The 25140-nt window shown below is 42.2% G+C and carries 20 protein-coding genes, 1 tRNA gene and 2 pseudogenes; 3 read left to right on the top strand and 20 right to left on the bottom strand.

Annotated elements, in window-relative coordinates:
* Positions 1–8 precede the first annotated feature (8 nt).
* The 13 genes from AXF17_RS03970 to AXF17_RS03915 all read right to left on the bottom strand — a co-directional run bounded on the left by AXF17_RS03970 (position 9) and on the right by AXF17_RS03915 (position 13807).
* On the bottom strand, positions 9–926 hold the full coding sequence (locus AXF17_RS03970) for a TDT family transporter (RefSeq protein WP_094233906.1): 918 nt from the start codon (positions 924–926) through the stop codon (positions 9–11).
* 33 nt (positions 927–959) lie between these two features.
* A complete protein-coding gene (locus AXF17_RS03965) occupies positions 960–1502 on the bottom strand; it encodes a C-GCAxxG-C-C family protein (protein WP_094233905.1) in 543 nt (180 codons plus the stop codon).
* Between the two features lie 280 nt (positions 1503–1782).
* Complete coding sequence (locus tag AXF17_RS03960; protein ID WP_094233904.1) at positions 1783–3132, bottom strand: LVIVD repeat-containing protein; 1350 nt, start codon at positions 3130–3132, stop codon at positions 1783–1785.
* A gap of 173 nt (positions 3133–3305) precedes the next feature.
* Entirely contained in the window at positions 3306–4178 is an 873-nt protein-coding gene (locus tag AXF17_RS03955) for a LysR family transcriptional regulator (RefSeq protein ID WP_094233903.1), read from the bottom strand.
* A gap of 25 nt (positions 4179–4203) precedes the next feature.
* Positions 4204–5253 (bottom strand): ABC transporter substrate-binding protein, encoded by a 1050-nt coding sequence (locus AXF17_RS08970; protein ID WP_157682558.1) that lies wholly within the window; start codon positions 5251–5253, stop codon positions 4204–4206.
* On the bottom strand, positions 5250–6026 hold the full coding sequence (locus AXF17_RS08965) for an ABC transporter permease (RefSeq protein WP_157682557.1): 777 nt from the start codon (positions 6024–6026) through the stop codon (positions 5250–5252). The genes AXF17_RS08970 and AXF17_RS08965 overlap by 4 nt, the downstream gene beginning before the upstream one ends.
* Entirely contained in the window at positions 6023–6838 is an 816-nt protein-coding gene (locus AXF17_RS03945; protein ID WP_330398544.1) for an ABC transporter permease, read from the bottom strand. Before AXF17_RS03945 ends, AXF17_RS08965 begins: the two co-directional genes overlap by 4 nt.
* Positions 6828–7916: an ABC transporter ATP-binding protein gene (locus tag AXF17_RS03940; protein WP_094233902.1), complete on the bottom strand. Its 1089-nt coding sequence runs from the start codon at positions 7914–7916 to the stop codon at positions 6828–6830. The genes AXF17_RS03945 and AXF17_RS03940 overlap by 11 nt, the downstream gene beginning before the upstream one ends.
* 41 nt (positions 7917–7957) lie before the next feature.
* Positions 7958–8491: a helix-turn-helix domain-containing protein gene (locus tag AXF17_RS03935; RefSeq protein ID WP_094233901.1), complete on the bottom strand. Its 534-nt coding sequence runs from the start codon at positions 8489–8491 to the stop codon at positions 7958–7960.
* A gap of 363 nt (positions 8492–8854) precedes the next feature.
* Positions 8855–11362 (bottom strand): FAD-dependent oxidoreductase, encoded by a 2508-nt coding sequence (locus AXF17_RS03930; RefSeq protein WP_094233900.1) that lies wholly within the window; start codon positions 11360–11362, stop codon positions 8855–8857.
* Positions 11363–11406: 44 nt separating this feature from the next.
* Positions 11407–11700, bottom strand: a complete 294-nt coding sequence (locus AXF17_RS03925) for an ArsR/SmtB family transcription factor (protein ID WP_094233899.1) — start codon at positions 11698–11700, stop codon at positions 11407–11409.
* A gap of 232 nt (positions 11701–11932) precedes the next feature.
* On the bottom strand, positions 11933–12790 hold the full coding sequence (locus AXF17_RS03920) for an Mrp/NBP35 family ATP-binding protein (protein WP_094233898.1): 858 nt from the start codon (positions 12788–12790) through the stop codon (positions 11933–11935).
* Between the two features lie 72 nt (positions 12791–12862).
* Entirely contained in the window at positions 12863–13807 is a 945-nt protein-coding gene (locus AXF17_RS03915) for an NAD(P)/FAD-dependent oxidoreductase (protein WP_094233897.1), read from the bottom strand.
* Between the two features lie 275 nt (positions 13808–14082).
* On the opposite strand from AXF17_RS03915, the gene htpG reads away from it, so the two are divergent.
* The gene (gene htpG / locus AXF17_RS03910; RefSeq protein WP_094233896.1) at positions 14083–16017 is read left to right on the top strand and encodes a molecular chaperone HtpG; all 1935 of its coding nucleotides are present in this window, start codon (positions 14083–14085) and stop codon (positions 16015–16017) included.
* Between the two features lie 143 nt (positions 16018–16160).
* On the opposite strand, the gene AXF17_RS03905 is transcribed toward htpG, so the two are convergent.
* The 4 genes from AXF17_RS03905 to AXF17_RS08960 all read right to left on the bottom strand — a co-directional run bounded on the left by AXF17_RS03905 (position 16161) and on the right by AXF17_RS08960 (position 20190).
* A complete protein-coding gene (locus AXF17_RS03905) occupies positions 16161–16733 on the bottom strand; it encodes a peptidylprolyl isomerase PrsA family protein (RefSeq protein ID WP_094233895.1) in 573 nt (190 codons plus the stop codon).
* A gap of 20 nt (positions 16734–16753) precedes the next feature.
* Entirely contained in the window at positions 16754–18661 is a 1908-nt protein-coding gene (gene selB / locus AXF17_RS03900) for a selenocysteine-specific translation elongation factor (RefSeq protein WP_094233894.1), read from the bottom strand.
* Positions 18662–20068, bottom strand: a complete 1407-nt coding sequence (gene selA, locus AXF17_RS03895; protein WP_094233893.1) for an L-seryl-tRNA(Sec) selenium transferase — start codon at positions 20066–20068, stop codon at positions 18662–18664.
* 25 nt (positions 20069–20093) lie between these two features.
* Positions 20094–20190, bottom strand: a tRNA-Sec gene (locus AXF17_RS08960).
* 228 nt (positions 20191–20418) lie between these two features.
* Between AXF17_RS08960 and AXF17_RS03890 the strand changes: the two genes are divergently transcribed.
* Positions 20419–21573, top strand: coding sequence for an aminotransferase class V-fold PLP-dependent enzyme (locus AXF17_RS03890; RefSeq protein ID WP_094233892.1), 1155 nt, complete (start codon positions 20419–20421; stop codon positions 21571–21573).
* Between the two features lie 177 nt (positions 21574–21750).
* Positions 21751–22734, top strand: a pseudogene (gene selD, locus AXF17_RS03885) (selenide, water dikinase SelD); the annotation flags it as partial.
* A 126-nt stretch (positions 22735–22860) separates the two neighbouring features.
* Here the strand turns inward: selD and AXF17_RS03880 are convergent.
* The 3 genes and pseudogenes from AXF17_RS03880 to AXF17_RS09470 form a co-directional block, all read right to left on the bottom strand.
* Positions 22861–23760, bottom strand: coding sequence for a selenium metabolism-associated LysR family transcriptional regulator (locus tag AXF17_RS03880; RefSeq protein ID WP_094233891.1), 900 nt, complete (start codon positions 23758–23760; stop codon positions 22861–22863).
* 135 nt (positions 23761–23895) lie between these two features.
* The gene (locus tag AXF17_RS03875; protein ID WP_094233890.1) at positions 23896–24333 is read right to left on the bottom strand and encodes an ACT domain-containing protein; all 438 of its coding nucleotides are present in this window, start codon (positions 24331–24333) and stop codon (positions 23896–23898) included.
* A 3-nt stretch (positions 24334–24336) separates the two neighbouring features.
* A pseudogene (locus tag AXF17_RS09470) lies at positions 24337–25140 on the bottom strand (threonine synthase); the annotation flags it as partial.

The following is a 25140-nucleotide window of genomic DNA, read 5'->3' as shown; positions in this document are numbered from 1 at the left end:
CGCTTTTTCTAGCTTTCCTGTTTTGGATTGCTTGCAAATATAAATACCATATATTTTACATATACATAAACCACAAATACTACTGCAATCGCCGTCTCCACGAGTACTACATTGCTTAGCCAAGGAAGTGGATGTCCCATAAGCGCCGAGCAAGCCATAACCTGCTTAGTTGCAATCGCACTGATTACAAACGGAAACGTGAACCCCGCAAAGCTTGGGTAGAACTTCTTTACAAGTCCGAAACTTGCAACTAGAGAATATACGTATAGCACTGTTGCTGCTACGAACATAATCATCAGTAGCGTAAAGTTCTTAACTTGAACTGACTGAATATAAGCTGCAATACAAAGGCTCATTGGCGCTGCAAAGATACCAACTAGCGGTTTAGCCGGATCAGGTGAAGGTAGCGTTGCATATCTTTTTATCACTATTATAAGTAGCGGAATGAGTGTGATTAAACCGAACCAGAATGTTGCTGCTCCAAAGCCAGTCTTTTCATACGCAGGTGCAGTAACTCCTGCAACCGCAATTCCCACGTATACGATGAACCAAGTTGTGAACACTTTTTTCTGGTCATATTTTATCAAGAACTTCACTGTAAAATACACGATCAGTATGCCGTGTAGCGCTATCGCAAACAGCCAGATTAAGTATGCTCCTTGCCCTATGAATGGTTTAACGTATGTGCTGAGGATCATCAGCCCCATTGTGAATGTTGCTGATACTCCTGCCATAATGGGATTACCCATGTCTTCTTTTATCATATCCGGATACATTACAAGCTTAAGCAGTATTAAAACCAGCAGAAACGCTGCTAGTATACCGCAAAGATTTCGTACGCCCTCAGAATAACTCTGAAGCAGGTTCCCTAAAGCAGCTGTTCCGAGCATTACACCACATATAGGTAAAGGTATTTTTTTAATCATTGTCACATTCTCCGTTTTCTACAAACACAAGTATTAAGCTTCAAGAGGTGTAGTTCTTGTCTTTAGATAGTCATCATGAGATAGAACTGTGATTTCTCCTGTTGTCTCAATTCCGAGTTCACGAGCTATGATTTCAGCAGCCTTTGCTGCACACATACCTGTGTAGTAGATACACTGAGACTTGTGGCCACCCTGACTCATATCAAATTCTCTTGTGAGAACTCGGCAACATGCAGCCTTCTTTGTATTGTTATCTTTGAACCAATCATGGAGCTCATTAGTCATACTCATACACTTTACAACTTCTGGATCCTTAGGACCTCTCTGCTCATCTCTGCCAAACAACATGCTTATAGCTAGAACACCGCCATTGAGTGCTCCACAGATACATCCTGACTTCCCAACACCGATAGCCATTCCAGAAGCCATCTTGATAATCTCATGAGGAACATCGAGCTCAAAGTTATCCATGATAACATCCATAACTGCTTCGCAGCAGAAGAAGCCTTTACGATATGATTCCTCAGCATCAGCCTGCACCTTCGCTAAATCAATTGATTTTGCATTAACTTTCATTTTGTTACCTCCTATCAATACCTTCAAAACCTATCAGTCATTTGATACGTTTTAAACTATTGTAACAAGTTAAATTGTGTACACCTAATAAAATTTATGCATATCAACAATTTCAATATTGAAGGGTGTTTATTAGTATAAATATAAATATTTTCAATACTTCCCAAAGCAAGACACTTTAGCAAACTAAACAAAATAGCGACCTCCAGGATTAAGGAAGCCGCTACCTAAAATGGCATGGTTATTAATATTTATACAGTCTATAACTTAAGGATTATATTTATACTGTGCAACGAACGATATAGAGTCCATCCTGATATGTATCTACGTAGATGTACCCCCTGTCGTCTACTATACAGTCCTCAGCGTGTCCAACGTGTGGTCCAGGGAAAAGTGTTCCTTCTTCGATATCGAACCATGTACCTTCTGGATCTGGTGGCATGAAATACGCAATTTCCTTTGGTACAAATGGATCTGAGACATCATAGATACGGAGCCCCGCCTGGAAGTGGCAGTTATACACTCTGTCATCTCTGCTCTCTAGGCAGTCCTGTCCAAATGCATCGAACATATTATGTGGTCCAAATACCACCCTCTGACCATCGATGATGTTGAAGTTCTCACCGTGACACTTCTTGTATTCTTCAGGCACCTCAGGGTAGGGGAATACAGAGATGAGTGCTGGATTATCCTTATCAGCAGTCTCAACCATTCCTATAATATTCATTGGCTGGCTAGTAATCTTGTGAAACATCCCTTCTTCTCTGTTATTATCGAAGTACCATGTTCTCTCACCCTCTGTTGTTACGATAGCAAATGGTCTATCACCGAGTGGCATAGCTGTGTGCACAGCAGCTCCCGACTGACCATTACTGAATGGAGGGTTTAGAGAAACGTTACCAAGAAGTCTAGGTCTGCTCTTATCCTGTACATCGATCATACAGAATCCTACATTAGGGAATGCTGCATATACCACGTCATCTTTTACAGTAATCGCATGACCGTTAGGAAGTTTCATGAATGGCTCTGTACCAACCTCCGGCATGTCAGATGCCTTCTTGTTACCGAGGTACTGTCCATCTGCCCACCAGCTTCCAACTTCAGTTGGATTAGATGGGTCTGAAATATCCACGATTCTCAGAATAAATCCTCTGAAATTACGCTTGCTACCCATGATATAAGCATAGTCACCACCGTTGTAGAAACTGCGATGAACTCCTGGCCCATCCTCACATTCGAACTGGCCTAATAGCTTAGGATTTAGAGGATCTGTCTCAATATCGTAGATCTTAAATCCACCCCAGTATGGCTGCTCATGTGTGCCATGAAGAACTCGCATAGTTCCACCGTAGCAAGCGATGAGCTTTCCGTCAGCTACCTGCAGCTTTGCAAGACTCTGTCCATCATGAACCTCGCCTACCCAGTCTCCCTCAACCCACTTTGCAACTGGATTTGCAGGTTCTGTAACGTCGACGATATTAAAACCATTGTCACGGAAACATGCAGTATATAGATAATATCTGCCATCCTTAGTACGGTGCATTCCCATCTGGAAGCCTGGCTTCTTGTTTAGATCTGAATAACCTACGAACTCTGTGTTCTTAAATAGCATTTCTTCTCTTCTAGACATCTTACCCTCCTTATAGTTTTTATATGAATCTCATATCTTACCTTTTGATGTCTAAAGAGTATCACCTATGTTGCACAATTATAACCTACCAAAATTGAATAGGTATTCATGCATATTTTGCATGAATACCTATTATTCTTCTACATTTTTGATATTTATACAAAGTTATTCAGTTAGACCTCAAAATGTTTACGCAGCTCATCTTTGAACAGCGTAACTTCTCTGTTCGGAGCACCTTCGTGCCATGCGAGAGCAACATTTGCCTTGCTACCGATGATAACAGAGCAAATTTCCTCTCCTCCGCTCACGCTTACCCATTCATCCGCTAGAATAACGCCTCTTCCATTCTGAACATTTGCAAACATAGATTCCAGATTAGGAACAACTTTAATTTCAGGAATAAAATTGTAAGGCCTTAGGTTAAACCCTATGAGCGAGATAATCTCACGAAGCTTCGGATCATCAGCAACGAACATCGTAACATCTTTTAGCTCTTTGGGACTAACCACCTGTTTGCCGAGTAGTTTCTCAGAATATACGATTGAGCGCTTTACTTCAGTCACAACCTCGTACTCTATCCCTATTTCAGAAGTAGCCTGCATGTAATCATCTAGTGAAAGCACCGCATCTAGCTGCCCTGCCTGAAGCTTATTCATAAGGGTTTCAAAACTGAGGCATTCAATATTCACCGAGAAATCGCTATGCGTCTCTCGACACTTCTCTATAACATCGGGCAGAAAATGAGATATATTCCACCCTATATTGTATCCTAGCCTAAGCTCATGTGTACCATCTTTCAGTGAGTCTCTAGTCTTGGCGAGGTCCGCATCGAATCTTCGGAACAAGCTATAATACTTCTCGCCAGCATAAGATAGCTTAATGTTTCTAGAGTTTTCTCTATCAAAAAGCACCACACCTAGCTCATCCTCGAGCGCAGCAATCGCGCGACTAACCTGCGACTGTGGCACATATAACTTTTCAGCGGCTTTCGTAAAATTTAGAAGTCTAGCGGCTTCTACAAAAGCCTTTATCTGTCTATCGTTCATTATCTATCTCCGATTTTCACACACCTTACTTCGACTTCACTTCTTTCCAGCTATCACTATAAAGCTTTGTCGTATCAGGGTCAAGATTCTTAAGCAGCGTGCAGCGAGCAATAGTCTCTTTGCTCGGGAACACCGCTGGATTTGAAACGTATTTTGAAGGGATAATCTTAATCGCTGCACTATTCGGTGTAGTGTAATATATGTAGTCAAAGTTCTGCTTTGCTACCTTCGCCTTGCACATGTAGTTTATAAACCTCTCAGCATTTCGCTTGTTCTTAGCGCGCTTAGGCACTACCCATGAATCGACGAAAAATTCAGAGCCTTCCTTAGGAACCACAAACTCAACGTCTTTATTGAGACCATGGGTATAAATGTATTCTCCATTCCACACAACACCAATTGCTGCTGACTTATCAGCCAGCAGGTCTCTTGCGGAATCGTTAGCATACTTATACACGAGCTTCTTCTGCTCTTTTAGAGCATTCTTCGCCTCTTCAATTTCCTTAGGATTGGTAGTGTTAGGCGAATATCCAAGTCTCATAAGCGAGATTGCAAACGCATCACGAACGCTGTCCTGCATGACTATATTATTCTTAAAATCCGGATCCCAAAGCGCATCCCACGAGTCTATCTTTTTGCCCTTTACCATCTTCTTGTTGTAAAGGATACCTGATACACCAACGATATAAGGGATGGAATACTCGTTACCTGGATCATACTCCTCGGCCATCTTCATGTAATCTGTGTCTAAATTCTTGATATTCTTGATATTCTTCTTATCCAGCTTATATAGCAGATCCTCATCCTTCATTTTGCTAATCATATAGTCTGATGTACACACGACATCATAATCAGCTGAACCATTCTTGATGATAGGATACATCTCCTCTGCAGTATCATAAGTATCCTGAATTACCCTGATTCCAGTCTCCGCCTCGAAGTCAGCAACCACCTCTGGATCATAGTAATCTCCATAGCTGTATACGTATACCTCTCCATTTTCACCGCTTCTGCATCCCGTCATAACAACCATGAGAAGCACGAGCAGCGAGCCGAGTATTAACTTTTTCTTCATGCTCTCTTTTGCTCCTTATCCCTATTTACATTGACAATTAATAGTGCGATTAGAGCTATCAAAAAAATAATCGTTGATAGCGCATATAGCGACGGTCTGATGCCGATTTTTACTTCGCTGTAAATGAGAGTCGATATAGTGTTGATGCCCGCTCCCCTTGTAAAATGCGTGACTACGAAATCATCGACAGACATCGTAAACGAAAGAAGGGCACCGGCGAGTATTCCCGGCATGAGCTCCGGCAGCACAACCTTTCTAAACGCATATGAACGCGAAGCTCCAAGATCCATCGCCGCTTCAAAGAGTGTATCCGTCCTCTTGTTAAGTCTCGGCCTCACCGAAAGTATCACGTATGGGATACAAAATGTCACGTGCGAGAACAATATCGTCATATATCCGAGCGAAACTCCAAATAGCAGAAACGATAGCATAAGCGAGATACCAGTTACGATATCAGCGTTAAGCATCGGAATGTTGTTAACTGCAAGGAGTGTCTGCTGCGCACCAGGCCTTAGCGACTCTATACCGAGCACCGCCAAAGTGCCGATAAAGGTTGCAATAAGTGAAGCTAGTATAGCTATCGAAAATGTATTTACAATAGCTCCCAGTATGAGTCTGCTGTGGAACATCTCCTGGTACCACTTCAGCGAAAATCTCGTAAATACCGACATCGAGCGACTCTCGTTGAACGACAGGAATATGAGCGTTAGAATTGGTAAATACAGGAAGAGCATTATTATTATTAAGTACATATTTCCGAAGAATTTCTTCATAATAAATGATCCTCCTCTCCGTCACCGAACTTCTGAACTATGAGCATGCTGACGATGATGAACACCATCATAACTAGTGAAAGTCCCGAGCCTAGATACCAGTTTGAATTAACAGTGAATTCCTGCTCGATAATGTTTCCTATAAGGTTCACCTTGCCGCCTCCGAGCATATTAGATATTACGAATGTAGTGAGCGCTGGGATAAACACCATAGTCACGCCACTTGCAATTCCAGGTATGCTGAGTGGAAAGATTACTCTTCTAAACACATAGAATTTGCCTGCACCAAGGTCATACGCAGCCTCAATTAGGCGGTTATCGATTTTGGACACAACATTATAAATAGGGAGCACCATAAACGGAAGGAAGTCGTATACCATACCTAGCACGACTGCTCCATGCGTTCCCATCATCTCTTGCCTGTTTAGTCCTATGGATGTGAGCAAAGAATTGATTACTCCCTGTCTCTCGAGAAGAACCTGCCATGCCATTGTTCTGAGTAGAAAGTTCATCCACATAGGAAGTATGAACACAAATATCATAAATCCCTGTTTGCCAAACCTGCTTTCCTTCAGAATTAGAGCCATAGGAAAAGCCAACACGAGGCATACTACCGTACTTACAACGGAGAGCAGTAGAGACATGCCAAGCGCTTCTAGATGCTGCGAATTGAACATCGCCGTGATATTTTCAAATGTAAAAGCACCATTCCTATTGGTAATGCCATAATAGGCAATAGTCAAAATCGGGATTACGGTTCCTGCGATAATCCAGATGGCGAAAGGTGCTGTGTACCTTTTCTTAGATATCAACTTCCTGTGCCTCCTCGTCTTCTGATGTAGGTTTATGCATGATCTGAATGTTCTCAGGTCGCACATACATACCTATCATCTCACCAACTTCATGAGAATCGTAGTTCTGGAGCAACCACTCCACCTTACCATCCTCACTCTGCACGAGCATCTCGTAGTGCACACCGATGAACAGCTTGCTGATAATCTTGCCGTCCATGATGCCTTCTCCATATTCGCGGATTTCTACATCTTCAGGTCTGATTACCGCATCGACAGGCTGTCCAATATTGAATCCATTGTCCCTGCCATCAATACATTTAAATACATGACCGTCTATCTCAACGAGCTTATCATCCACCATCTTGGCATCGACGATGTTGCTGTCTCCGATGAAGTCCGCAACGAAAGCATTCTCTGGTTCATTATAAATCTCTTCAGGAGTGCCCATCTGCTGAATGTAGCCATTGTTCATAACGATGACCGTGTCCGACATGGTAAGAGCTTCTTCCTGATCGTGAGTAACGAATATGAAGGTAATGCCTAACTCTTTCTTGAGTCTAACCAGCTCGTACTGCATCTCCTGTCTGAGTTTTAGGTCAAGAGCACCTAACGGCTCATCGAGTAGTAGCACCCTAGGCTCATTAACTATCGCACGCGCCATAGCAACTCTCTGCTGCTGACCACCAGACATCTTGTCAACTCTTCTATTTCCATAACCGTCAAGATTAACAAGCTTAAGTCCGTATGCAATTTTATCCTTTATATATTGCTCCGACTTTCCACTTACACGCAGACCAAAAGCGATGTTCTCCTGCACCGTCATGTGCGGGAACAATGCGTAGTTCTGAAAGACTGTATTTACATGACGCTGATTCGGTGGGACATTGGTTATATCCTTGCCGTCAAAAATTACCTTCCCTATGTCAGGAGTCTCAAATCCTCCGATGATACGTAGAGTAGTGGTTTTGCCGCAACCCGATGGACCTAGCAGCGTTACAAATTCGTTCTCCTTGATTGAGAGCGAGATATCGCTTAGCACCTCGTGGTCGCCGTAGCTCTTCCCTATGTTGTCAAGTCTGATTAACTCGTTCAAAATCTTCCTCCAATGTAGCTATTTTAAGGCGTTATCCTGCTATCTTAGAAACTAGGCGGCGAGCTCACCCATATAATTTCAGCACCTTTTCCAGAACTTATGAAGTGCTCTTGTTCTGGATATATGTAGAATGACTCACCCTTTTCCACACGATACGTGTCGTTACCGATATGCACATCGATATTGCCTTTAATAACGTATCCAAACTCCTCGCCTTCATGCGGATTATCAGGTATGGTCGTCCCGCCAGCTCCTATCTTCACTCTGATAGGTTCCATATTGTTCTTCTGAGCATTAGGCACTATCCATTCTATCGTGCTCTTGTGACGCTCATCTTCCTTTACAAAGTAGTCCTCTCCGCTAAATACGACCTGCGGTCTCTCCTTCTCCGAGAAAAAAGCCGTAAGATCCGTTCCTAGCGATATAATGATGTCTTCGAGTGTTGCAATTGACGGTGAAGTGAGATCCCTCTCTACCTGTGAGATAAATCCCTTCGATAGTTCTGCCCTATCCGCCAATTCCTCTTGTGTGAGTCCACGTTCTATTCTAAGCTCTTTAATCTTCTCTCCGATTTCCATCTATCTTCCAGTCTAATTGTTCTAGTAATTGCAGCATGTTCACATATATACATTCATGTAATATTATTTGCTGCTATGCATTATAATAAGTAATTAGTTTAGTATTTGTAAACCAATAATACAATTATAAACTTCTTCATGATGGTGTCAATATATTAATAAAATTTCTCAATATATTAAACTGTCTCACTATTAATATTTCATTTAACTATGTTTTTTCACTAAAAAACCGCCCTCCTTGGGCGGTTTTTCTCAAATTATCTTTTTTTGTAGGTCAAATAATATTTTTTCGTATAACTTTCTTACTCGCTCCTCCATTTTGCACTCATCAAGCAATATTTTACGTAATATGTAATCATCCAGTTAGATAAATAAATTCATATTTGATCTATCCGAATTGTTAAGCATAGTTGCAACACCACCCACTTTGACACTATCTATTAGCTCTTCCTTAGTAATCCCCATAACATCCATGGACATCTGACAAGCTGTCATCTCTACACCCATGTTTATTGCAGTTTGAATAAGTTCTTCAAGCGTAGTAATGCCTTTTGATTTCATAACCTGTCTAATCATCTTTGCACCCATTCCGCCCATATTCATGTGCGATAATTTTAGTTTCCTCGAACCTTTAGGAATCATATTTGCAAACATTTTAGATAAAAAGGATTTCTTCACTGCCGGTGGTTGAGTCTTTCTTATGACACTTAGCCCCCAAAAAGTAAAGAACATGTGGACTTTGTTGCCCATGGCAGCGGCACCTGTTGCAATAATAAATGAAGCAATCGCTTTATCTAAACTACCATCAAACACTATCATGGTTTTTTCTTTTACTGTGCATGCTGTATCAACAACCTTATCATGTTCACAAGCGATAGCTTCGCAGCTGCCATCACTATCACAATTGACCCCTCGTCTTAGCACAACATTATAGCTTCCCCCATTTGAGTACGATTCTAGCAGTGTGTTGCCTGTGTTCTGGCACCAATTTTCTATATCGGCGACAAATCCCGGATCACTGGCAGTAACTTTGAGTTCATCTCCAATTTTTAACCCGTTCATATATTCGGATACTTTAATAATTGGTCCCGGGCAGCTAAGTCCACATGCATCTAATGTAACTGTGTTTACACTACCGGGACTAGGTTTCAAGTTTAATTTTTCCTGAGATGTGTCATCTTTGGCGCTGTTACTCATAGGATTTGCTTTGATTTTAGCTGTATTTTTGTAATGGATATTCATCGTCCTACAGCCACCAAGCAGATAGTATGCTTCATGTCCTCTTTGACGAAGAATTCTCTCAGCAATATAGCCCCTTAGTCCTACGGAACACAGCGTCACATATGACTTGCCGTGCTCCAACTCCCCTATCCTATTTCTGAGCTGTGTTAATGGTATGTGAACTGCACCTTCTACCGGGCTAGTCATAGCTTCAATTTCTTCTCGTACATCTAGAAGCACGTACTCATTAGAACCTTCGACATCCAGTTCATCAACTCTCATCGGATGAGCTAAATCAGATAATATATTTTCAGCCGTGTAACCTGCAAAATTAACAGGATCCTTTGCAGATGAATAAGGCGGTGCATAGGCTAATTCTAAATTTGCTAAATCTGAAATTGTACCGTGAAAATGTAGTAGTGTTGAGATAGTGTCGATTCTTTTGTCAACACCATCATATCCTACTATCTGAGCACCAAGCACTTTACCATCTCTATCAAATACTAATTTTATAGTCATAGGAGTTGCCCCAGGGTAATATCCTGCGTGACTCATCGGATGTACAAGTGATACAAAGTAGTCTTCTCCATATACCTTTCCTACTCGATTAAGTGCTTTCTCGCTTGCACCAGTAGAGGCTACTGTCATGTCAAAAATCTTAGCAACCGATGTACCAAGTGTTCCATCATAAGTTTTTTCACCGAGACCAAGCATATTATCTGCAACATTTCTACCTTGCTTATTTGCTGGACCCGCAAGCGGAATCATCACTTCTCCACCCAGCATATAGTCCTGTACACCAATTACATCGCCGACTGCATATATATTTTCATCAGAGGTGCGCATATACTCATCGACCTTTATTCCACGCCTTGCATTGAGCTCGAGTCCTGCAGCTTCAGCAATCTGGCTATTAGGCTTTACGCCAATGGACAGAATAACTAAATCAGTTTCTATAGAGGTACCATCGGCAAGCAGAACCTTACTTCCATCGTTTTCTATATCCTTGAGACCGTTTCCTAGATATAGGTGTACACCTTTTTCAGCTAAACGTACTTCTACAATTTTAGCCATATCCTTATCTATAGGTGGCATAACTTGATCCGCCATATCACACAGCGACACCTCCACCCCTCTATCGCTAAGGTTCTCTGCCATCTCAAGACCGATAAACCCTCCACCAACGATAACAGCACGTTTTGGGGCATGGTTTCCTACAAACTCATATATCTTGTCAGTATCTGGAATTGTCCATAGTTTGAATACTCTTCCCTGCTCTAACCATGATGGATTAGGTACAAATGGCGACGATCCTGTTGAAAGGAGAAGTTTATCATACGATTCTTGATATTCCTCCCCAGTTTCAGAATTCTTTACCGTCACAGTCTTGTTTTCCCTATCTATCGATTCGACATTGCTATTTAGCCTAATCTCAACTCTGTACTTCGCTTCAATTGTGTCCTTATCTGATACAAATAACGAATCTCTATTCTTAATCTGTTTTCCAATATAATATGGTAGTCCACAGTTAGCGTAAGAGATATATCCACCCCTCTCAAAAACTATGATTTCTGCCTTCTCATCTAATCTTCTAAGCCTTGCAAGGGCTGTTGCACCACCTGCCACAGCACCAACAACCAAAATCTTCATTTCCGCTCCTATCCTGTAATTTTCATATGAATTGAATATTACATTTATCGATTTTTATCCATTTCAAACAAAGTTTCTACAAATGACTTTACGTCCTCTCTATTGCAGCTATAGAAGGCCATATTTCCTTCTCTCCTTACATCAACTAAACCGGTAATCTTTAACTTTGCTAGCTGTTGTGAAATGCTAGATTGTGATAAACCCATGCAGTTAGTTATGTCACCAACTGTCTTCTCACCTTCTTCTATAAGTGTCTTTACTATACATAATCTAGCTGGAGATGAAAGTGCTTTCAATATATTTGCCTTCTGCTCTATAATCTCTCTCTCTGCTTTCATCTGGTTTCTATCCTTTCATATTGGCCAATCATATATATCAATATATTGCTATATTATAATATTCTAATATAATTGTCAACAACTGTTTTGTAATTTAAAAGCAGACAATATTGCTATCTATAATTTATCGGCTGAGATTTTATATTTAAAAACCTCAAAACTCACCAAATGAATTTTGAGGTAATGTATTTATTTTTTTCGATATATATTACGTTTATTACTATACCCGACACTATTTCTCAATATCGTGCAGCAACTGCATAATTGACTCATCTAGCGCTGAAGTATCAGCAAACTCGATACGTCCCTGGTCGCTAAGAGTAGCAAGGTCAGGATTGATTGGAAGCTTTGCGAGAACCTTAAGTCCATTCTCTGATGCAATTTCATCTACACGACTCTTTCCAAAGATCTCGTACTTCTTGCCATTATCCGGGCATTCGAAGTAGCTCATATTCTCAACAATACCGAGGATAGGAACATTCATCATCTTTGCCATCTTAACTGCTTTTTCAACAATCATAGATACAAGCTCCTGTGGGGATGTAACTACGATGATTCCATCGATTGGAAGAGACTGGAATACTGTCAGTGGCACGTCTCCTGTACCTGGTGGCATATCGATGAACATTACATCGAGGTCTCCCCACGCAACATCTGTCCAGAACTGTGTAACAGCTCCTGCGATTACAGGGCCTCTCCACACTACAGGATCACTTTCATTTTCTGTAAGCAGATTAAGGGACATGACCTTAATCTCCGAAGCGCTCTTACCAGGAATAATACCTATCTCACTTCCGTAAGCCTTGTCGTGTATACCGAACATCTTTGGAATCGAAGGTCCGGTGATATCGGCGTCCATAACACCAACATTACAGCCGTTTCTATTAGCCGTTACAGCCGCCAGCGCAGTAACCATTGACTTACCAACGCCACCTTTTCCGCTCACAACAGCAACAACCTTCTTGATACTGCTGTGTTCATTTAACTTCTCATGACCGTCATGAGCGCCACCGTCTCTTGACGGGCAGTTTGATCCGCAGCTTGAACAATCGTGGCTACAAGATTCAGGTGTCTGCATATTATCTGTCATTTCATTCCTCCTATATATCAAATTAGTATCTGATAATCATGTCTTTATATTGTACTACAAATTTAAGAATTCCTAAACGTATTCCTGTCCGTTCATTCTGTCAACGTAGTTGCAAGCCTTCGTTGCAGCAATTGAACCATCAGAAACTGCAGTTGTTAGCTGATTGAGCTCCTTTGATCTGCCGTCTCCAGCAACGAACACCCCAGGTGTTCCTGCTTCACAGGATTCACCGATATCGAAATATCCCGCTTCATCAGTAGCTACGAGATTCGAAAAAGGCTTTCCATTTGGAATCTTGCCGATAGCTACGAAAAGAGCACTGACAGCAATATCTCTACTCTCACCTGTCTCGTTGTTCTTAACAGTGATGGATTCAAGTACATGCTCACCGTTTACACCTACAACATTGCTAGTCATTACAAACTCAACGTTATCAAGTGCTTTAAGCTTATCTACAACCGCCTGCTCAGCTCTAAATCTATCTCTTCTGTGAATGATAGTAACCTTTGTGCAGATGTTAGCGAGAAACGCCGCATCCTCGACAGCCGTATTTCCACCACCGTATACTGCAACTTCCTTATTTCTAAAGAACGCACCATCGCATACAGCACAGAAAGAAATTCCGCGACTGATTAGCCCATCTTCACCAGAAATTCCCATCTTTCTATTATCAAGGCCAGTAGCAAGTATAATAGCTGTAGCCTCATACTCGTCGCTGTTCCCCTTAATCTTGAATGCTCCACCTTCAGTCTCTGGAGCAGCAACTTCTACGATTTCATCCATGATAATGTCTGCTCCAAATGATTCTGCCTGAGCCTGGATCTTCATCGCGTACTCAGCACCATTCATTCCTGGAGCAGCAGGAAAATTATCTATAGAATCAGTAAAGGTAATCTGACCTCCTATAAGTCCACGCTCAATAATAGCAGTAGACTTTCCAGCCCTAGCCGCATAAATTCCAGCAGTTAAACCAGCCGGACCTCCACCAACGATTACAACGTCATACTTATTACCCATCTCTAGTACCTCCGTGTATTAGAATCCTTATGTATCCTCATAGTGAGCAAATTCATTCACCATCATTATAATGAGTCCATTATACTCCAAGAACGTCACAAATTATGAATATTCTGTGATTTTTAATTTTGTACAATCTAATTTTGTAGTGTTTACATTATTTCTATTTTATTGTCTGCTTCTTGAAATATTATCTTGCTAGTAGTATATTATTTAGCAGATAACACTAGAGAGTGCTAATTTGTCAAATAATATTACGAAAGAAGGTTTATGATATGGAGAAAATGCAGTTTAAAGCAGAGTCTCAACGACTCCTGGATATGATGATTAACTCTATCTATACTAATCGTGAAATATTCATGAGAGAAATTATCAGCAATGCGAGTGACGCAATTGACAAGCGCTACTATAGAGAAGCTGAAGATGGTTGCACAGGAAAGTCCAGAGAAGATTTTGAAATCAGAATTGCCGTAGACAAGGATGTGAGAACTCTGACTATCTCAGATAACGGAATCGGTATGAGCAAGGAAGAATTAGAAAATAACCTTGGAATTATTGCGAATAGCGGTTCTCTCAAATTCAAAGCCGACAACTCAGAATCATTACAGGATGTGGATATAATCGGGCAGTTCGGTGTTGGCTTCTATAGTGCCTTTATGGTAGCTAAAAAGATTCAGGTAATTTCCAAGGCATACGGTACAGATCAGGCATATATCTGGGAGAGCGAAGGCGCTGAAGGCTTTACCATCGAAGAAGCAGAGCGCTCGAACGTTGGAACTGATATCATCATCTATTTAAGAGATGACACCGAAGACGATAAATACTCTGAGTTTCTAGAAGAATTTAGAATTAGAGGAATCGTAAAGCAGTATTCCGATTATATCCGCTACCCAATCGTTATGAATGTTACGAAGCAGCGACAGATACAGGCTTCTGAAGAAGAGATGGATGCCGAGGATTATAAGCCCGAGTATGAGACTTATACAGAGGATGAAAAGCTCAACAGCATGATTCCGCTATGGAAGACTAAGAAGAGCGAAATTACAGATGAGCAGTATAACGATTTCTACAAGAAAACATACATGTCATGGAGTAACCCGCTAAAGGTTGTTCATACTAATGTTGAAGGTGTCATCTCGTACGACGCACTGCTGTTTGTACCTAGCGAAGTTCCTTTTAACTATTATAACAAGGATTTCAAACCTGGACTTCAGCTCTACTCTAGCGGTGTCCTAATTATGGATAAATGTGAGGATCTTCTACCAAGTTACTTTGGATTTATCAGTGGGCTAGTTGATTCTCCTGACCTATCGCTAAATATCTCGAGAGAGATGTTGCAGCAGGATAGACAGCTCCGTGCCATCGCACAGAGACTGGAAAAGAAACTTCTGCAGACTTTCGGAGAGATGTGTGATAAAGAGCGCGATAAGTACGAGCAATTCTTTGAAAACTTTGGAATACAACTCAAATACGGAGTATATGATAACTTCGGCGCTGACAAGGATAAGCTTAAGGACATCCTTCTATACTATAGCGGAACTATAGAGGCTATGACTACTCTTAAGGACTATGTATCGAGGATGGCAGATGATCAGAAATATATCTACTATGCAGCGGGAGAATCTAAAGGCAAGATCAAGATGATGCCGCAGATGGATTTATTTGCAGATAAGGGATACGAGGTTCTATACTGCACTGATAACATCGATGAGTTTGCATTCATGACTATGAGAGAATATGAAGGCAAAGAGTTCAAGAACATCTCCGATAGGGATCTCGGATTCGAGAAAACCGACGAGGAACTAAAGGCTCAGGAAGATAAAAATGAAGCAGCAAAAAGCACTCTAGATGCAATTAAAAAAGCTCTCGGAGATAAGGTATCAGCTGTAATCCTATCGACTAGGCTGAAGAATCATCCTGTGTGCTTTGCTACAGCAGATGGTGTATCTATAGAAATGGAGAAAATACTAAAAGCACAGGCAGCGATGTCTGGTAACAAGGAGCTGTCAGGAGTTGAGGCAGATAAAGTTCTCGAGCTGAATGGCGATCTCCCATTCTTTGAAGCTATAAAAAAAGCAGTATCTGATGGTGACACGGAGAAAGTTACTGACTACGCACACCTTTTGTACGATCAGGCACTTGTACTAGAAGGAATGCCAGTTGAGGATCCACTTGCATTTGGAGAGAGAATCTGCAAGCTGATGAAGTAGAAGTTGGCCATTCAACTTAAGGTCAACAATCTCTCTCCTCAAGTATTGAGGTTAGCCACAAAACATATGAATACGAGAAAACCGCGGCATAAATGCCGCGGTTTTTTAGTCGATTAAACGTATAGTTCAGGTTGGTTTAGAACTTACTGCTGAGCTGTTACAGTCTTGATAGCTGTGAACATTCCACCCATCATAGCGTCTAGGAAATCAACATTATTGTTGATATCTGTTGTCCATTCACCCTTGTCATTCTTTGTACAGTTGATTGTAACTGTCTTCTTGTATGACTTGTCCTTTACAGCATTTAGGTTCTGGAACATTAGGTTGTAAACGTAGTCCTTAATGTCAGTTGTTGCAGTGATCTTACCGCTCTTAGCGTCAGCAACTACAGCATCATAAGTCGTCTTGTAAGCTGCACCGAAGTCGTATGTCTTGATCTCAACCTTTACAGTTGCTTTCTTGCCATCAACCTTTTCATCCTTTACTTCATAATCGAACTCCTGAACCTTCTTGATGAACTTTTCATACTCTTTTCCGTACTTCTGCTCTAGAGTGCTATCGTTGAATAGCTTACCAACGTTTGTAGAAGCCTTCTCAGTCTTAATCTGCTTGAGATTATCCTCTACAACGCTCTTAGGTGACTTGCTGCCACAAGCTGTTAGCGCCAACATAGCTAGAACTAACATGCTCACAATAAGTAGTGTCTTTTTCTTCATTATAGTTCTCCCTTTCGTAACTATTTAATTGTCTTTCGATACTCTCCATTAAACACTGTTATACCATACTTGTCAAGTGCGGATAACAAAATAGATGCAAATTTCCTTGAAATTTCAAGCTTATCACGATATTCAGCCAAGGTAAATCCTTCTGGTTTTTCTATTCCAAGTTCTCGTCCAGCAGCTACTGCGATATCCCATGCCTTGGTATCGATGTAGTAACTAGCATCAAGCTTAAAGATTTTACCCTGTGAGATGAGTTCAGCCTGCAAAGCACTGGCAACATTCTTATCACCTACTAGTTTGTAGATTTCTTCATTCTTGATAGTTTCAACTCCTGCTTCACTATACATCTGACTAATCTTATCCATGAGTGCAAGCTGTTCATCAGAAAATTCAACCTTGAAGCCCGCAAGCGATATTGTCTTCTCCTTGTCTTCGAGCATCCCAGAATCTAAGAACTTATAAATAATAGCCTGTCCTAGCTTGTCATCCTCGATGTGCCTGTATTCCTTTAATCTACTAAGCAGCTCTCTCTTCGGAATACCCTCCACCATAGGATTCTGACTGTGATATTCATCGATTATTTGGGAAAGCGTATCTCCGAGCACCTTCAGCTTGTCTTCACTCACAATAGAGCCATCTGCAAGTATTAGCACCCTGCCATGATCAGCAAGTGATTTTATTATATGTCTAGCTTCAGCTTCTGTGAGGCCAAGCTCCTGACCGAGTTCCCGTTCTTTGTAGTATTTCCACTTTCCAGCCTTGAGGTAAACAATTTCATCTACATCTCCACTAGCAAGTATTTCAAACTCAGTCATAACATCTTCACGATTTCTCTTGTGTTTCTCCGGGTTTGCATCTAGGATTCTACCACCACCAATCGTAATTACTGGAGAATAGAATCTGACTATGAACTTGTCACCTCTTCTTATTGCTATAGGTTCTTCAAGTCTGAACTGCACATATGCCTTATCTCCACTCACCATGACTTCACGATCCATAATGATGACTTTTGCCAGAACTTCTTTGCTACCAGTGTGTAGGTGAACCCTGCTATTGTTGAGAATCTGCCTATCACTGCTCTTAAATACGCCCATCTCTGCGTCGAGCATATTGGTTACAGTAACAGCCCCTGGTGCTGCTAGCACCGAACCTCTAGGCGCATTTTCCTTTTTGATTCCTGAGAGATTCACGGCAGTTCGCTGTCCAGCAACCGCTTCGTCTGTATCGCTGCCATACGTCTGAATCCCTCTAACCTTTACAGTCACATCCTCTGGATATATAATCATTTCATCATTGAGCCTTAGAACACCGTCTACGAGAGTTCCTGTCACTACGGTTCCAAACCCCTGCATGGAAAAAGTCCTATCTATAGGCAATCTGAACAGTTCCGGCTCCTCACGTCTCTTCGACTCACGGTCGCACTTCTTTAATATTTCTGCTTTGAGAGCATCGATATTTTCTCCTGTCTTGGAAGACACAGCTATCATAGGCTTGCTTTCGAGGAAAGAGTCCTTGAAGAAGTCCTTAACATCCTCAAAAAGCATCTCGAGCCATTCTTCGTCTACCATATCTTTCTTGGTAATCGCAACGATTCCATCGTCTATACCGAGAGCCTGCAGAATCTCAAAGTGCTCCTTAGTCTGCGGCATGATTCCCTCATCTGCAGCCACTACAAATAGTACGAAGTCGACGCCGCTGATTCCAGCTAGCATGTTCTTAATAAACTTCTCATGGCCAGGAACGTCGATTACTCCAATGTTGTAACCAGCATCATTATCTATATGAGCAAAACCTAGCTCGATTGTGATTCCACGCTTCTTCTCTTCGGACAGTCTGTCTGTATCGATTCCAGATAGAGCTTTAATCAACTGAGTCTTGCCGTGGTCAACGTGTCCTGCCGTACCAATAATTACATTCTTCATCTATTCCACGTCCCCTAATGCAGCTGCGATATAATCGAGCTCGCGATCCAGCACCGTTCTAACTGAGAACAGCAGCTCATCCTCATGAATCCTTGCAATTACAGGAATTTTATGCTTTCGAAGAGCTCTCTCAAGTCCTTTAGTAGTAGTCTTGTCTGATGTCACAGCTACAGCAACTCCTTGCAAGAATACCATCGGAGCAGATCCGCCACCAACCTGGTCATCCGCATCGATAATCTTAATGCTGAGTTTGTCATTTACTGCACCGATTTTGCCCGCTAATTTCTCAGCTCTCTCGAGCAAAACTTCACGAGGAGTCGTGATCATACGGAGCACCGGGATATCACGCATCGCAACGCTTGTGTCTCTGTACTTTTTTAGCGTCTCTTCCATCGCTGCAAAAGTCATCTTGTCTACTCTCAATGCACGAGCGAGAGGATGCTTCTTCATCTTCTCGATATATTTGCGCTTTCCAGCGATAATTCCAGCCTGCGGTCCCCCAAGCAGCTTATCACCGCTGAATAGGATAACATCGATGCCTGTATTGAGAGAAGCTGGAACATTAGGTTCATCGAGTCCATACTCTGCTAGGTTCACCATGAGACCATTACCCATATCAAAGATTACCGGAAGTCCATGTTCCTTGCCAATGGCAACCAGTTCATCGAGTTCAGTCTCTTCAGTAAACCCCATAATCTTGTAGTTGCTGGTGTGAACCTTCATGAGAGCGCCAGTGTTCTCATTGATCGCCTTCTCGTAATCACTAGGCTTAGTCTTGTTGGTAGTACCAACTTCATGCAGCGTCGCACCACTCTGCTCCATGATATCAGGAATTCTAAACGCGCCACCGATTTCAACAAGTTCACCTCTCGATACCACGACCTCGTGACCCTCCGCCATAGCAGAAAGCACAAGCATCGTAGCTGATGCATTATTGTTGACTATCATGACATCCTCAGCGCCTGTCAGTTTAACCATGAGGTCTTGCAAAATATCATGCCTCGACCCACGCTTTCCGAGCTTAACATCATATTCGAGATTTGAGTAGCCGCGTGAAACCATCTCTACATTGCGCACTGCATCTTCGCAGAGTGGAGCTCTGCCTAGGTTCGTGTGTAGGATCGTTCCAGTAGCGTTAATAATTCCGTGTAGATGATTCACTTTGTCCGCCTCGAGTCTATCCTTAATCTCATCTGCTATGCCAGCGATACTTATCTTGGCAACATCGTACGCCTCAAGTGCTTCATCGCTTAAAACTAAAATCTCTGCACGTACTTCGTCAATAACATTTCTAGCCATCGATGTGACTACATCTCTTCCGATTTTCTCGAAGGCATTAGAAAAGAGGTGCTCTTTAAGCACCTCATCTATCTTCGGAATCTGTCGTAAAACTTCATTTCTTTTCATATTATTTCTCCCATGCAAACTTAAATGGCGGGAGTGCGTGGGAATCGAACCCACCCGAGAAGGTATCAGCTCCTCATATCGGTTTTGAAGACCGTAAGGCACACCAGCACCTATCCACCCCCAAGTTACATACTTCGTCATTATATCATCAAAGTCATATGCTATCAACAAATAGTTGTGCTGATGCAGGCATTAACTCTTTCAAGTGTATTTGCCTATGCGGTTTTCTTTACAATAACCTAATTTGTATATAAATCAGCACTAATATAACTATGGAACATTTTTATGATATAATTTTGACCAACACTCGTTTCTAATATTAAAAGCTATTATTTCATGGGAGGCTCTTGATGATTTATCTAGATAACAGCGCAACGTCATACCCAAAGCCACAAGAGGTTGCAAATGCGGTATATGAATACATGACTAAAATTGGTAGCAACATCAATCGCGGCGGATACGAAAAAGCTTATTCAGCAGCAGAAATAGTCCTCGAAACCAGATCGATTATTGATTCGATGATGAATGGATACGGTGCAAGAAACGCTATATTTACACCTGGCAACACATACGCTCTTAATTTCTTAATCAAGGGCTTGGCTAGAAAAGGGGATAAATTTCTCACCAGCCATATGGAACACAATGCAGTCTATAGACCGTTACACCAGCTTCAGGAGGATGGTGTAATCCAATATGATTGTATGCCTTGTAATGAATTCGGACAGCTTGAACTTGATAAGGCTCTCGAGATGATCACCTCTGATATTAGAGCTGTTGTTATGCTTCACGCTTCTAATGTGAGCGGAACTATACTTCCAATCGAAGAGGTAGGAAAGAAATGCCACGAGGAAGGTGTGCTCTTTATCGTAGATGCAGCACAGACTGCAGGAAATACTCCTATAGATATGCAGAAATGCCATATTGACGGACTTACTGTTCCAGGTCATAAGTCACTTCTCGGACCGCAGGGAATTGGCGTGATGCTTATCAACCCTGATATCAAGGATGATATTATCCCAGTGATTTCAGGAGGTACAGGCAGCCACTCTGACATGGCTGAGATGCCTTCCGAACTTCCAGACAGATTCGAGAGTGGAACTCTCAACTTACCAGGAATCTTCGGACTTCATGCAGCACTTAAGTGGGTGCATGAGCATTTTGAAGAGATTCGCGCACATGAGAAAAAACTAACTGCCAGGATGCTTGACGGAATTGCTAATATTAAAGGTGTGTGTCTTGCCGGAATGCCTACGGTAGATGGAAGAGTAAGTGTAATTTCTATCGATTTTACAGATAAAGATAACGGCATATGCGCATTCAATCTTGAACACACGTATGGAATAAACACGAGAGTGGGGCTTCACTGTGCACCGCTTGCACACGAGTCACTACACACTTTCCCAGAAGGCACTGTCAGATTCTCAATCGGACCTTTCAACACTGATGAAGAAATTGACATTGCACTTAAGGCAATCGAGGAACTTGCTATGGCAAGCAGCCTATAGATATTTTGCAATACGTTGCAATTATTAGCGCAATATGATTTAACTAGATTCAATAACAGAAAGAGGAAAAGGCTAATGGGAGAGAATGAAAAGAAATCTTGTTGTGCCATACCTATGGCACTGGAAGATGTGAGACTTACTGAGATGACTGCTGCTGGCGGATGAGGAGCTAAAGTAGGACCGGGAGTCCTAAGCGATATATTATCTAAACTACCTAAGATTCGCGACGAGAGGGTTTTGGTCGGGTTTGATAGCAGCGATGATGCTTGTGTATATAAGGTAAGCGACGATTTAGCTATAATCAACAGCATAGACTTCTTCCCGCCAATCGTAGATGATCCATATATGTTTGGTCAGATTGCTGCAGCAAACTCACTCAGCGATATCTACGCTATGGGTGGAACACCTAAGCTCGCTATGAACCTGCTCACCTTTCCTGAGAAGCTGCCGCTAGCTGCTGTTAAGGCGATTCTCGAAGGTGGAAACGATAAGGTAAATGAGGCCGGTGCCATGACTACAGGCGGTCACAGTATCAACGACAAGGAACCTAAGTACGGACTCAGCGTAACAGGGTTTGCACATCCTGACGATATCCTGAGCAACAGTGCTTCTGAAGGAGATTACCTCGTAATCACCAAGAAGATTGGTTCTGGAGTTCTCACAAGTGCTGATAAGGTAAGCCTACTGAGCGTCGCAGAAAGTAGAGCTCTCAGCGATACCATGGCAGAACTCAACAGATATGCTTTTGAAGCTACTGCTGGTGTAAAGGTTAACGGTTGTACGGACATCACTGGCTTCGGTCTACTTGGCCACGGTGCCGAGATGGCAAAATCAGGTGACGTGACACTAGAGATTTTCACCGAGAGAGTGCCTCTCATGGATCGTGTGCTAGAATTCGCATCACAGGGCATCCTTCCTGGCGGAGCACACAACAACATGGCTTTCCTTGAAAAGGATGTCATCGATTATAGCGTCGGTCTAAATCAGGCGCAGATCGATATGCTATACGACCCACAGACTTCAGGTGGACTGCTCCTCGCGGTTAAGGAGCCAGAGCTTGAGAGACTACAGTATCAGCTCGGAGAGAAGGGCTGCGAAAATGCAGTAATCGGAAGATTCAAAAAGCGTACATCGCACTACATTGAAATTCTTAACAAGTAGCACTGGTCCACTTACCTTTCAGGGCTTAGTGGCAAAACTCAATACAAACAAATAGCAGGAAGCGAATTGTTTCGTCTTCCTGCTTTTTCTAATCTGATTATTATATTAACAAGCCTTCAAAGCACCTTACTTGTGCTGCTCTGCATTCTCTAGTACGAACTTTCTAAACGCCTCAGCAACTGGCGAAAGGAATACATTCTTGAGCGTAATCATGTAGAAGCTGCGAAGCTTATCAAATCCATCGATTTTAAGAACCTTAAACTCCTCCGACCTTACGACCTTGTTGACGGTCTTCTCGGATAGTATCGCTGCCCCAACGTTATTTGCAACGAGACGCATAATCAGGTTGAGGTCATTAGTTCTAGAAATCACTCTAAAGTTATTCTTATCAAAACCTTTAGAAGCAACCGTATCCTCGAAAGACTTACGAGTTGCAGAACCGTTTTCTCTCCAGATGAGCGGAAGCTTGGACATCTCCTCAAGTGTAATTGTGTCCTTATCAGTCTCATACGTTCCTGGAACTAGCAGGACTGAACGGTCATGGAATATTTCATGCACCTCAATACCTGGCTCAGCAACATATTCGCCTATAAATCCGATTTCACCACGTCTCTCGAGAAGGCTTTCAACTGTTGCCTTGCTGTCATTCATCTCAATATAGAACTGAGTGCAAGGATGAGCATCTGTGAACTTTCGAATAACTTCAGGAAGAAATGCAATTCCTGGTACGGTAGAGGTTTGTAGCTCCAAAACTCCATCCAGGTTATCATCACCATTATCAAGCGCTTCGATAGCCTGTGCTCTAGCATTAACCATCTCAACAGCATACTGGTAGAACTTCTGACCATGAGGCGTCATCTCAACAGTTCTGCCCTTTCTATCGAGCAGCTTAGTGTTGAGTTCCTTCTCAAGCGAGCTTATGTGTGTACTGATAGTTGGCTGGGTAAAGAATGTCGCATCTGCCGCACGACTAAAGCTCTTAAACCTAACAACATTTACAAAAGCTTCAATTTGTTTAAAATCCATCTTTCCTCCCTTACCCTTAAATAAAAAGGAGCGCCTCGCTAATGAAACACTCCTGTTAGCTATTCTAAATAGTATATTATTTGTAATATTGTGTCAAACAAACAGCATTGTATACGGGTTTGCTATTGAAAAATTCTATTCTATGCCGATAAGATTAGCTTTTTTTATACCTTCCGTCTTCCTCATATCCAGTATGAGTTGTTCGAGACCGCATGTCGCATCATCCATATTGAGGGTTATTATAACCGTCGCGATGTTGTTCACTGGCGGACTCTGATTGATCGTCCATATGCTGTATGAGTGACTAGCTATAACGCGAATAAGTTTCTCCAGCACACCTGCCTCATGGCGTAGCTGCATGGAGATAATCGCCTTCTTACTCGTCTTCTTGGCACTCAGCTCCATCACGTAGTCTTTGTACTTGTAATACGTACTACGCGAAATACCCACTGTACGCACCGCTTCACTGATGTCGGTAACCTCGCACTCGGCAAGTAGCCGACTTGCTTCAACGACTTTCTCGAAGTATTCGGGCAGAATTTTTTTATCTACTATAAGGTACCTACTATCCACCTTCTACTCCTTACCTTCACAAGCATATTTCACGACTTTAACTTTCATCTCGTCAACGTCGATAATATCCCTATGCTTAACTTCTCTTTCAAATATATCTCGAAGAGGTCGAGGAATTTCAGTTCCTGTAAGCTCTGATAGCCTCTCCATATCAGCTCTGTCATCTCCCGACGCTTCCACTCCAAGTGCCACGAGAACCGAACCCGTAAACTTGTATGGAGAAGCAGTTGATAGAACTACATTCTTAGCATCCGACACTCCCTCACCGATGAACTTATCTGATGCAGCCCATGCGATGGCGGTATGCGTATCCATAACATATCTCGCATCCTTGAACAGCTTGCCGATAGCAGCTGAACCCTCTTCATCCGAGCATGCACAACCTACAAAATCACTCTTGATTTTGGACAGCTCTTCCTCGCTTATCTGATACTCTCCAGTTTCAGCAAGTGACTTCATATACTCCATAGTCTTGTCAGATCCGCACACGAAGAACAGCAGTCTCTCAAGGTTACTTGATACGAGGATGTCCATCGATGGGGATGATGTCTTGTAAAATTCTCTCTTCTTGTCATAGTGTCCCGTCTCGAGGAACTCTGTAAGCACGTCGTTCTTATTGGAAGCACAGATTAGCTTTCCAACTGGAAGTCCCATCTGCTTAGCGAGGTATCCAGCCATGATGTCTCCAAAGTTTCCAGTCGGAACTGTACAGTCAACTGCATCACCTAGCTTAATCTCACCTGCATCAACAAGACTCTTATAAGCTGCAAAGTAATAAACCACCTGAGGAACGAGTCTTCCTATATT

This window comes from Mogibacterium pumilum (genome assembly GCF_002243385.1).
In the GTDB taxonomy this organism is placed as follows: domain Bacteria; phylum Bacillota; class Clostridia; order Peptostreptococcales; family Anaerovoracaceae; genus Mogibacterium; species Mogibacterium pumilum.
Note: the sequence above shows the minus strand (reverse complement) of the source record. Positions and strands in the feature narration are given on the sequence as shown.

What these genes read in the sequence shown, in the direction of transcription:
- AXF17_RS03890 (WP_094233892.1), top strand. Translation starts at nt 20,419, where the DNA reads ATGATTTATCTAGATAACAGCGCAACGTCATACCCAAAGCCACAAGAG.
- AXF17_RS03880 (WP_094233891.1), bottom strand. Translation starts at nt 23,760, where the DNA reads ATGGATTTTAAACAAATTGAAGCTTTTGTAAATGTTGTTAGGTTTAAG.
- AXF17_RS03960 (WP_094233904.1), bottom strand. Translation starts at nt 3,132, where the DNA reads ATGTCTAGAAGAGAAGAAATGCTATTTAAGAACACAGAGTTCGTAGGT.
- AXF17_RS03930 (WP_094233900.1), bottom strand. Translation starts at nt 11,362, where the DNA reads ATGAAGATTTTGGTTGTTGGTGCTGTGGCAGGTGGTGCAACAGCCCTT.
- htpG (WP_094233896.1), top strand. Translation starts at nt 14,083, where the DNA reads ATGGAGAAAATGCAGTTTAAAGCAGAGTCTCAACGACTCCTGGATATG.
- AXF17_RS03935 (WP_094233901.1), bottom strand. Translation starts at nt 8,491, where the DNA reads ATGGAAATCGGAGAGAAGATTAAAGAGCTTAGAATAGAACGTGGACTC.
- AXF17_RS03955 (WP_094233903.1), bottom strand. Translation starts at nt 4,178, where the DNA reads ATGAACGATAGACAGATAAAGGCTTTTGTAGAAGCCGCTAGACTTCTA.
- selB (WP_094233894.1), bottom strand. Translation starts at nt 18,661, where the DNA reads ATGAAGAATGTAATTATTGGTACGGCAGGACACGTTGACCACGGCAAG.
- AXF17_RS03925 (WP_094233899.1), bottom strand. Translation starts at nt 11,700, where the DNA reads ATGAAAGCAGAGAGAGAGATTATAGAGCAGAAGGCAAATATATTGAAA.
- AXF17_RS03905 (WP_094233895.1), bottom strand. Translation starts at nt 16,733, where the DNA reads ATGAAGAAAAAGACACTACTTATTGTGAGCATGTTAGTTCTAGCTATG.
- AXF17_RS08970 (WP_157682558.1), bottom strand. Translation starts at nt 5,253, where the DNA reads ATGAAGAAAAAGTTAATACTCGGCTCGCTGCTCGTGCTTCTCATGGTT.
- AXF17_RS03915 (WP_094233897.1), bottom strand. Translation starts at nt 13,807, where the DNA reads ATGGGTAATAAGTATGACGTTGTAATCGTTGGTGGAGGTCCGGCTGGT.
- AXF17_RS08965 (WP_157682557.1), bottom strand. Translation starts at nt 6,026, where the DNA reads ATGAAGAAATTCTTCGGAAATATGTACTTAATAATAATAATGCTCTTC.
- selA (WP_094233893.1), bottom strand. Translation starts at nt 20,068, where the DNA reads ATGAAAAGAAATGAAGTTTTACGACAGATTCCGAAGATAGATGAGGTG.
- AXF17_RS03970 (WP_094233906.1), bottom strand. Translation starts at nt 926, where the DNA reads ATGATTAAAAAAATACCTTTACCTATATGTGGTGTAATGCTCGGAACA.
- AXF17_RS03920 (WP_094233898.1), bottom strand. Translation starts at nt 12,790, where the DNA reads ATGACAGATAATATGCAGACACCTGAATCTTGTAGCCACGATTGTTCA.
- AXF17_RS03965 (WP_094233905.1), bottom strand. Translation starts at nt 1,502, where the DNA reads ATGAAAGTTAATGCAAAATCAATTGATTTAGCGAAGGTGCAGGCTGAT.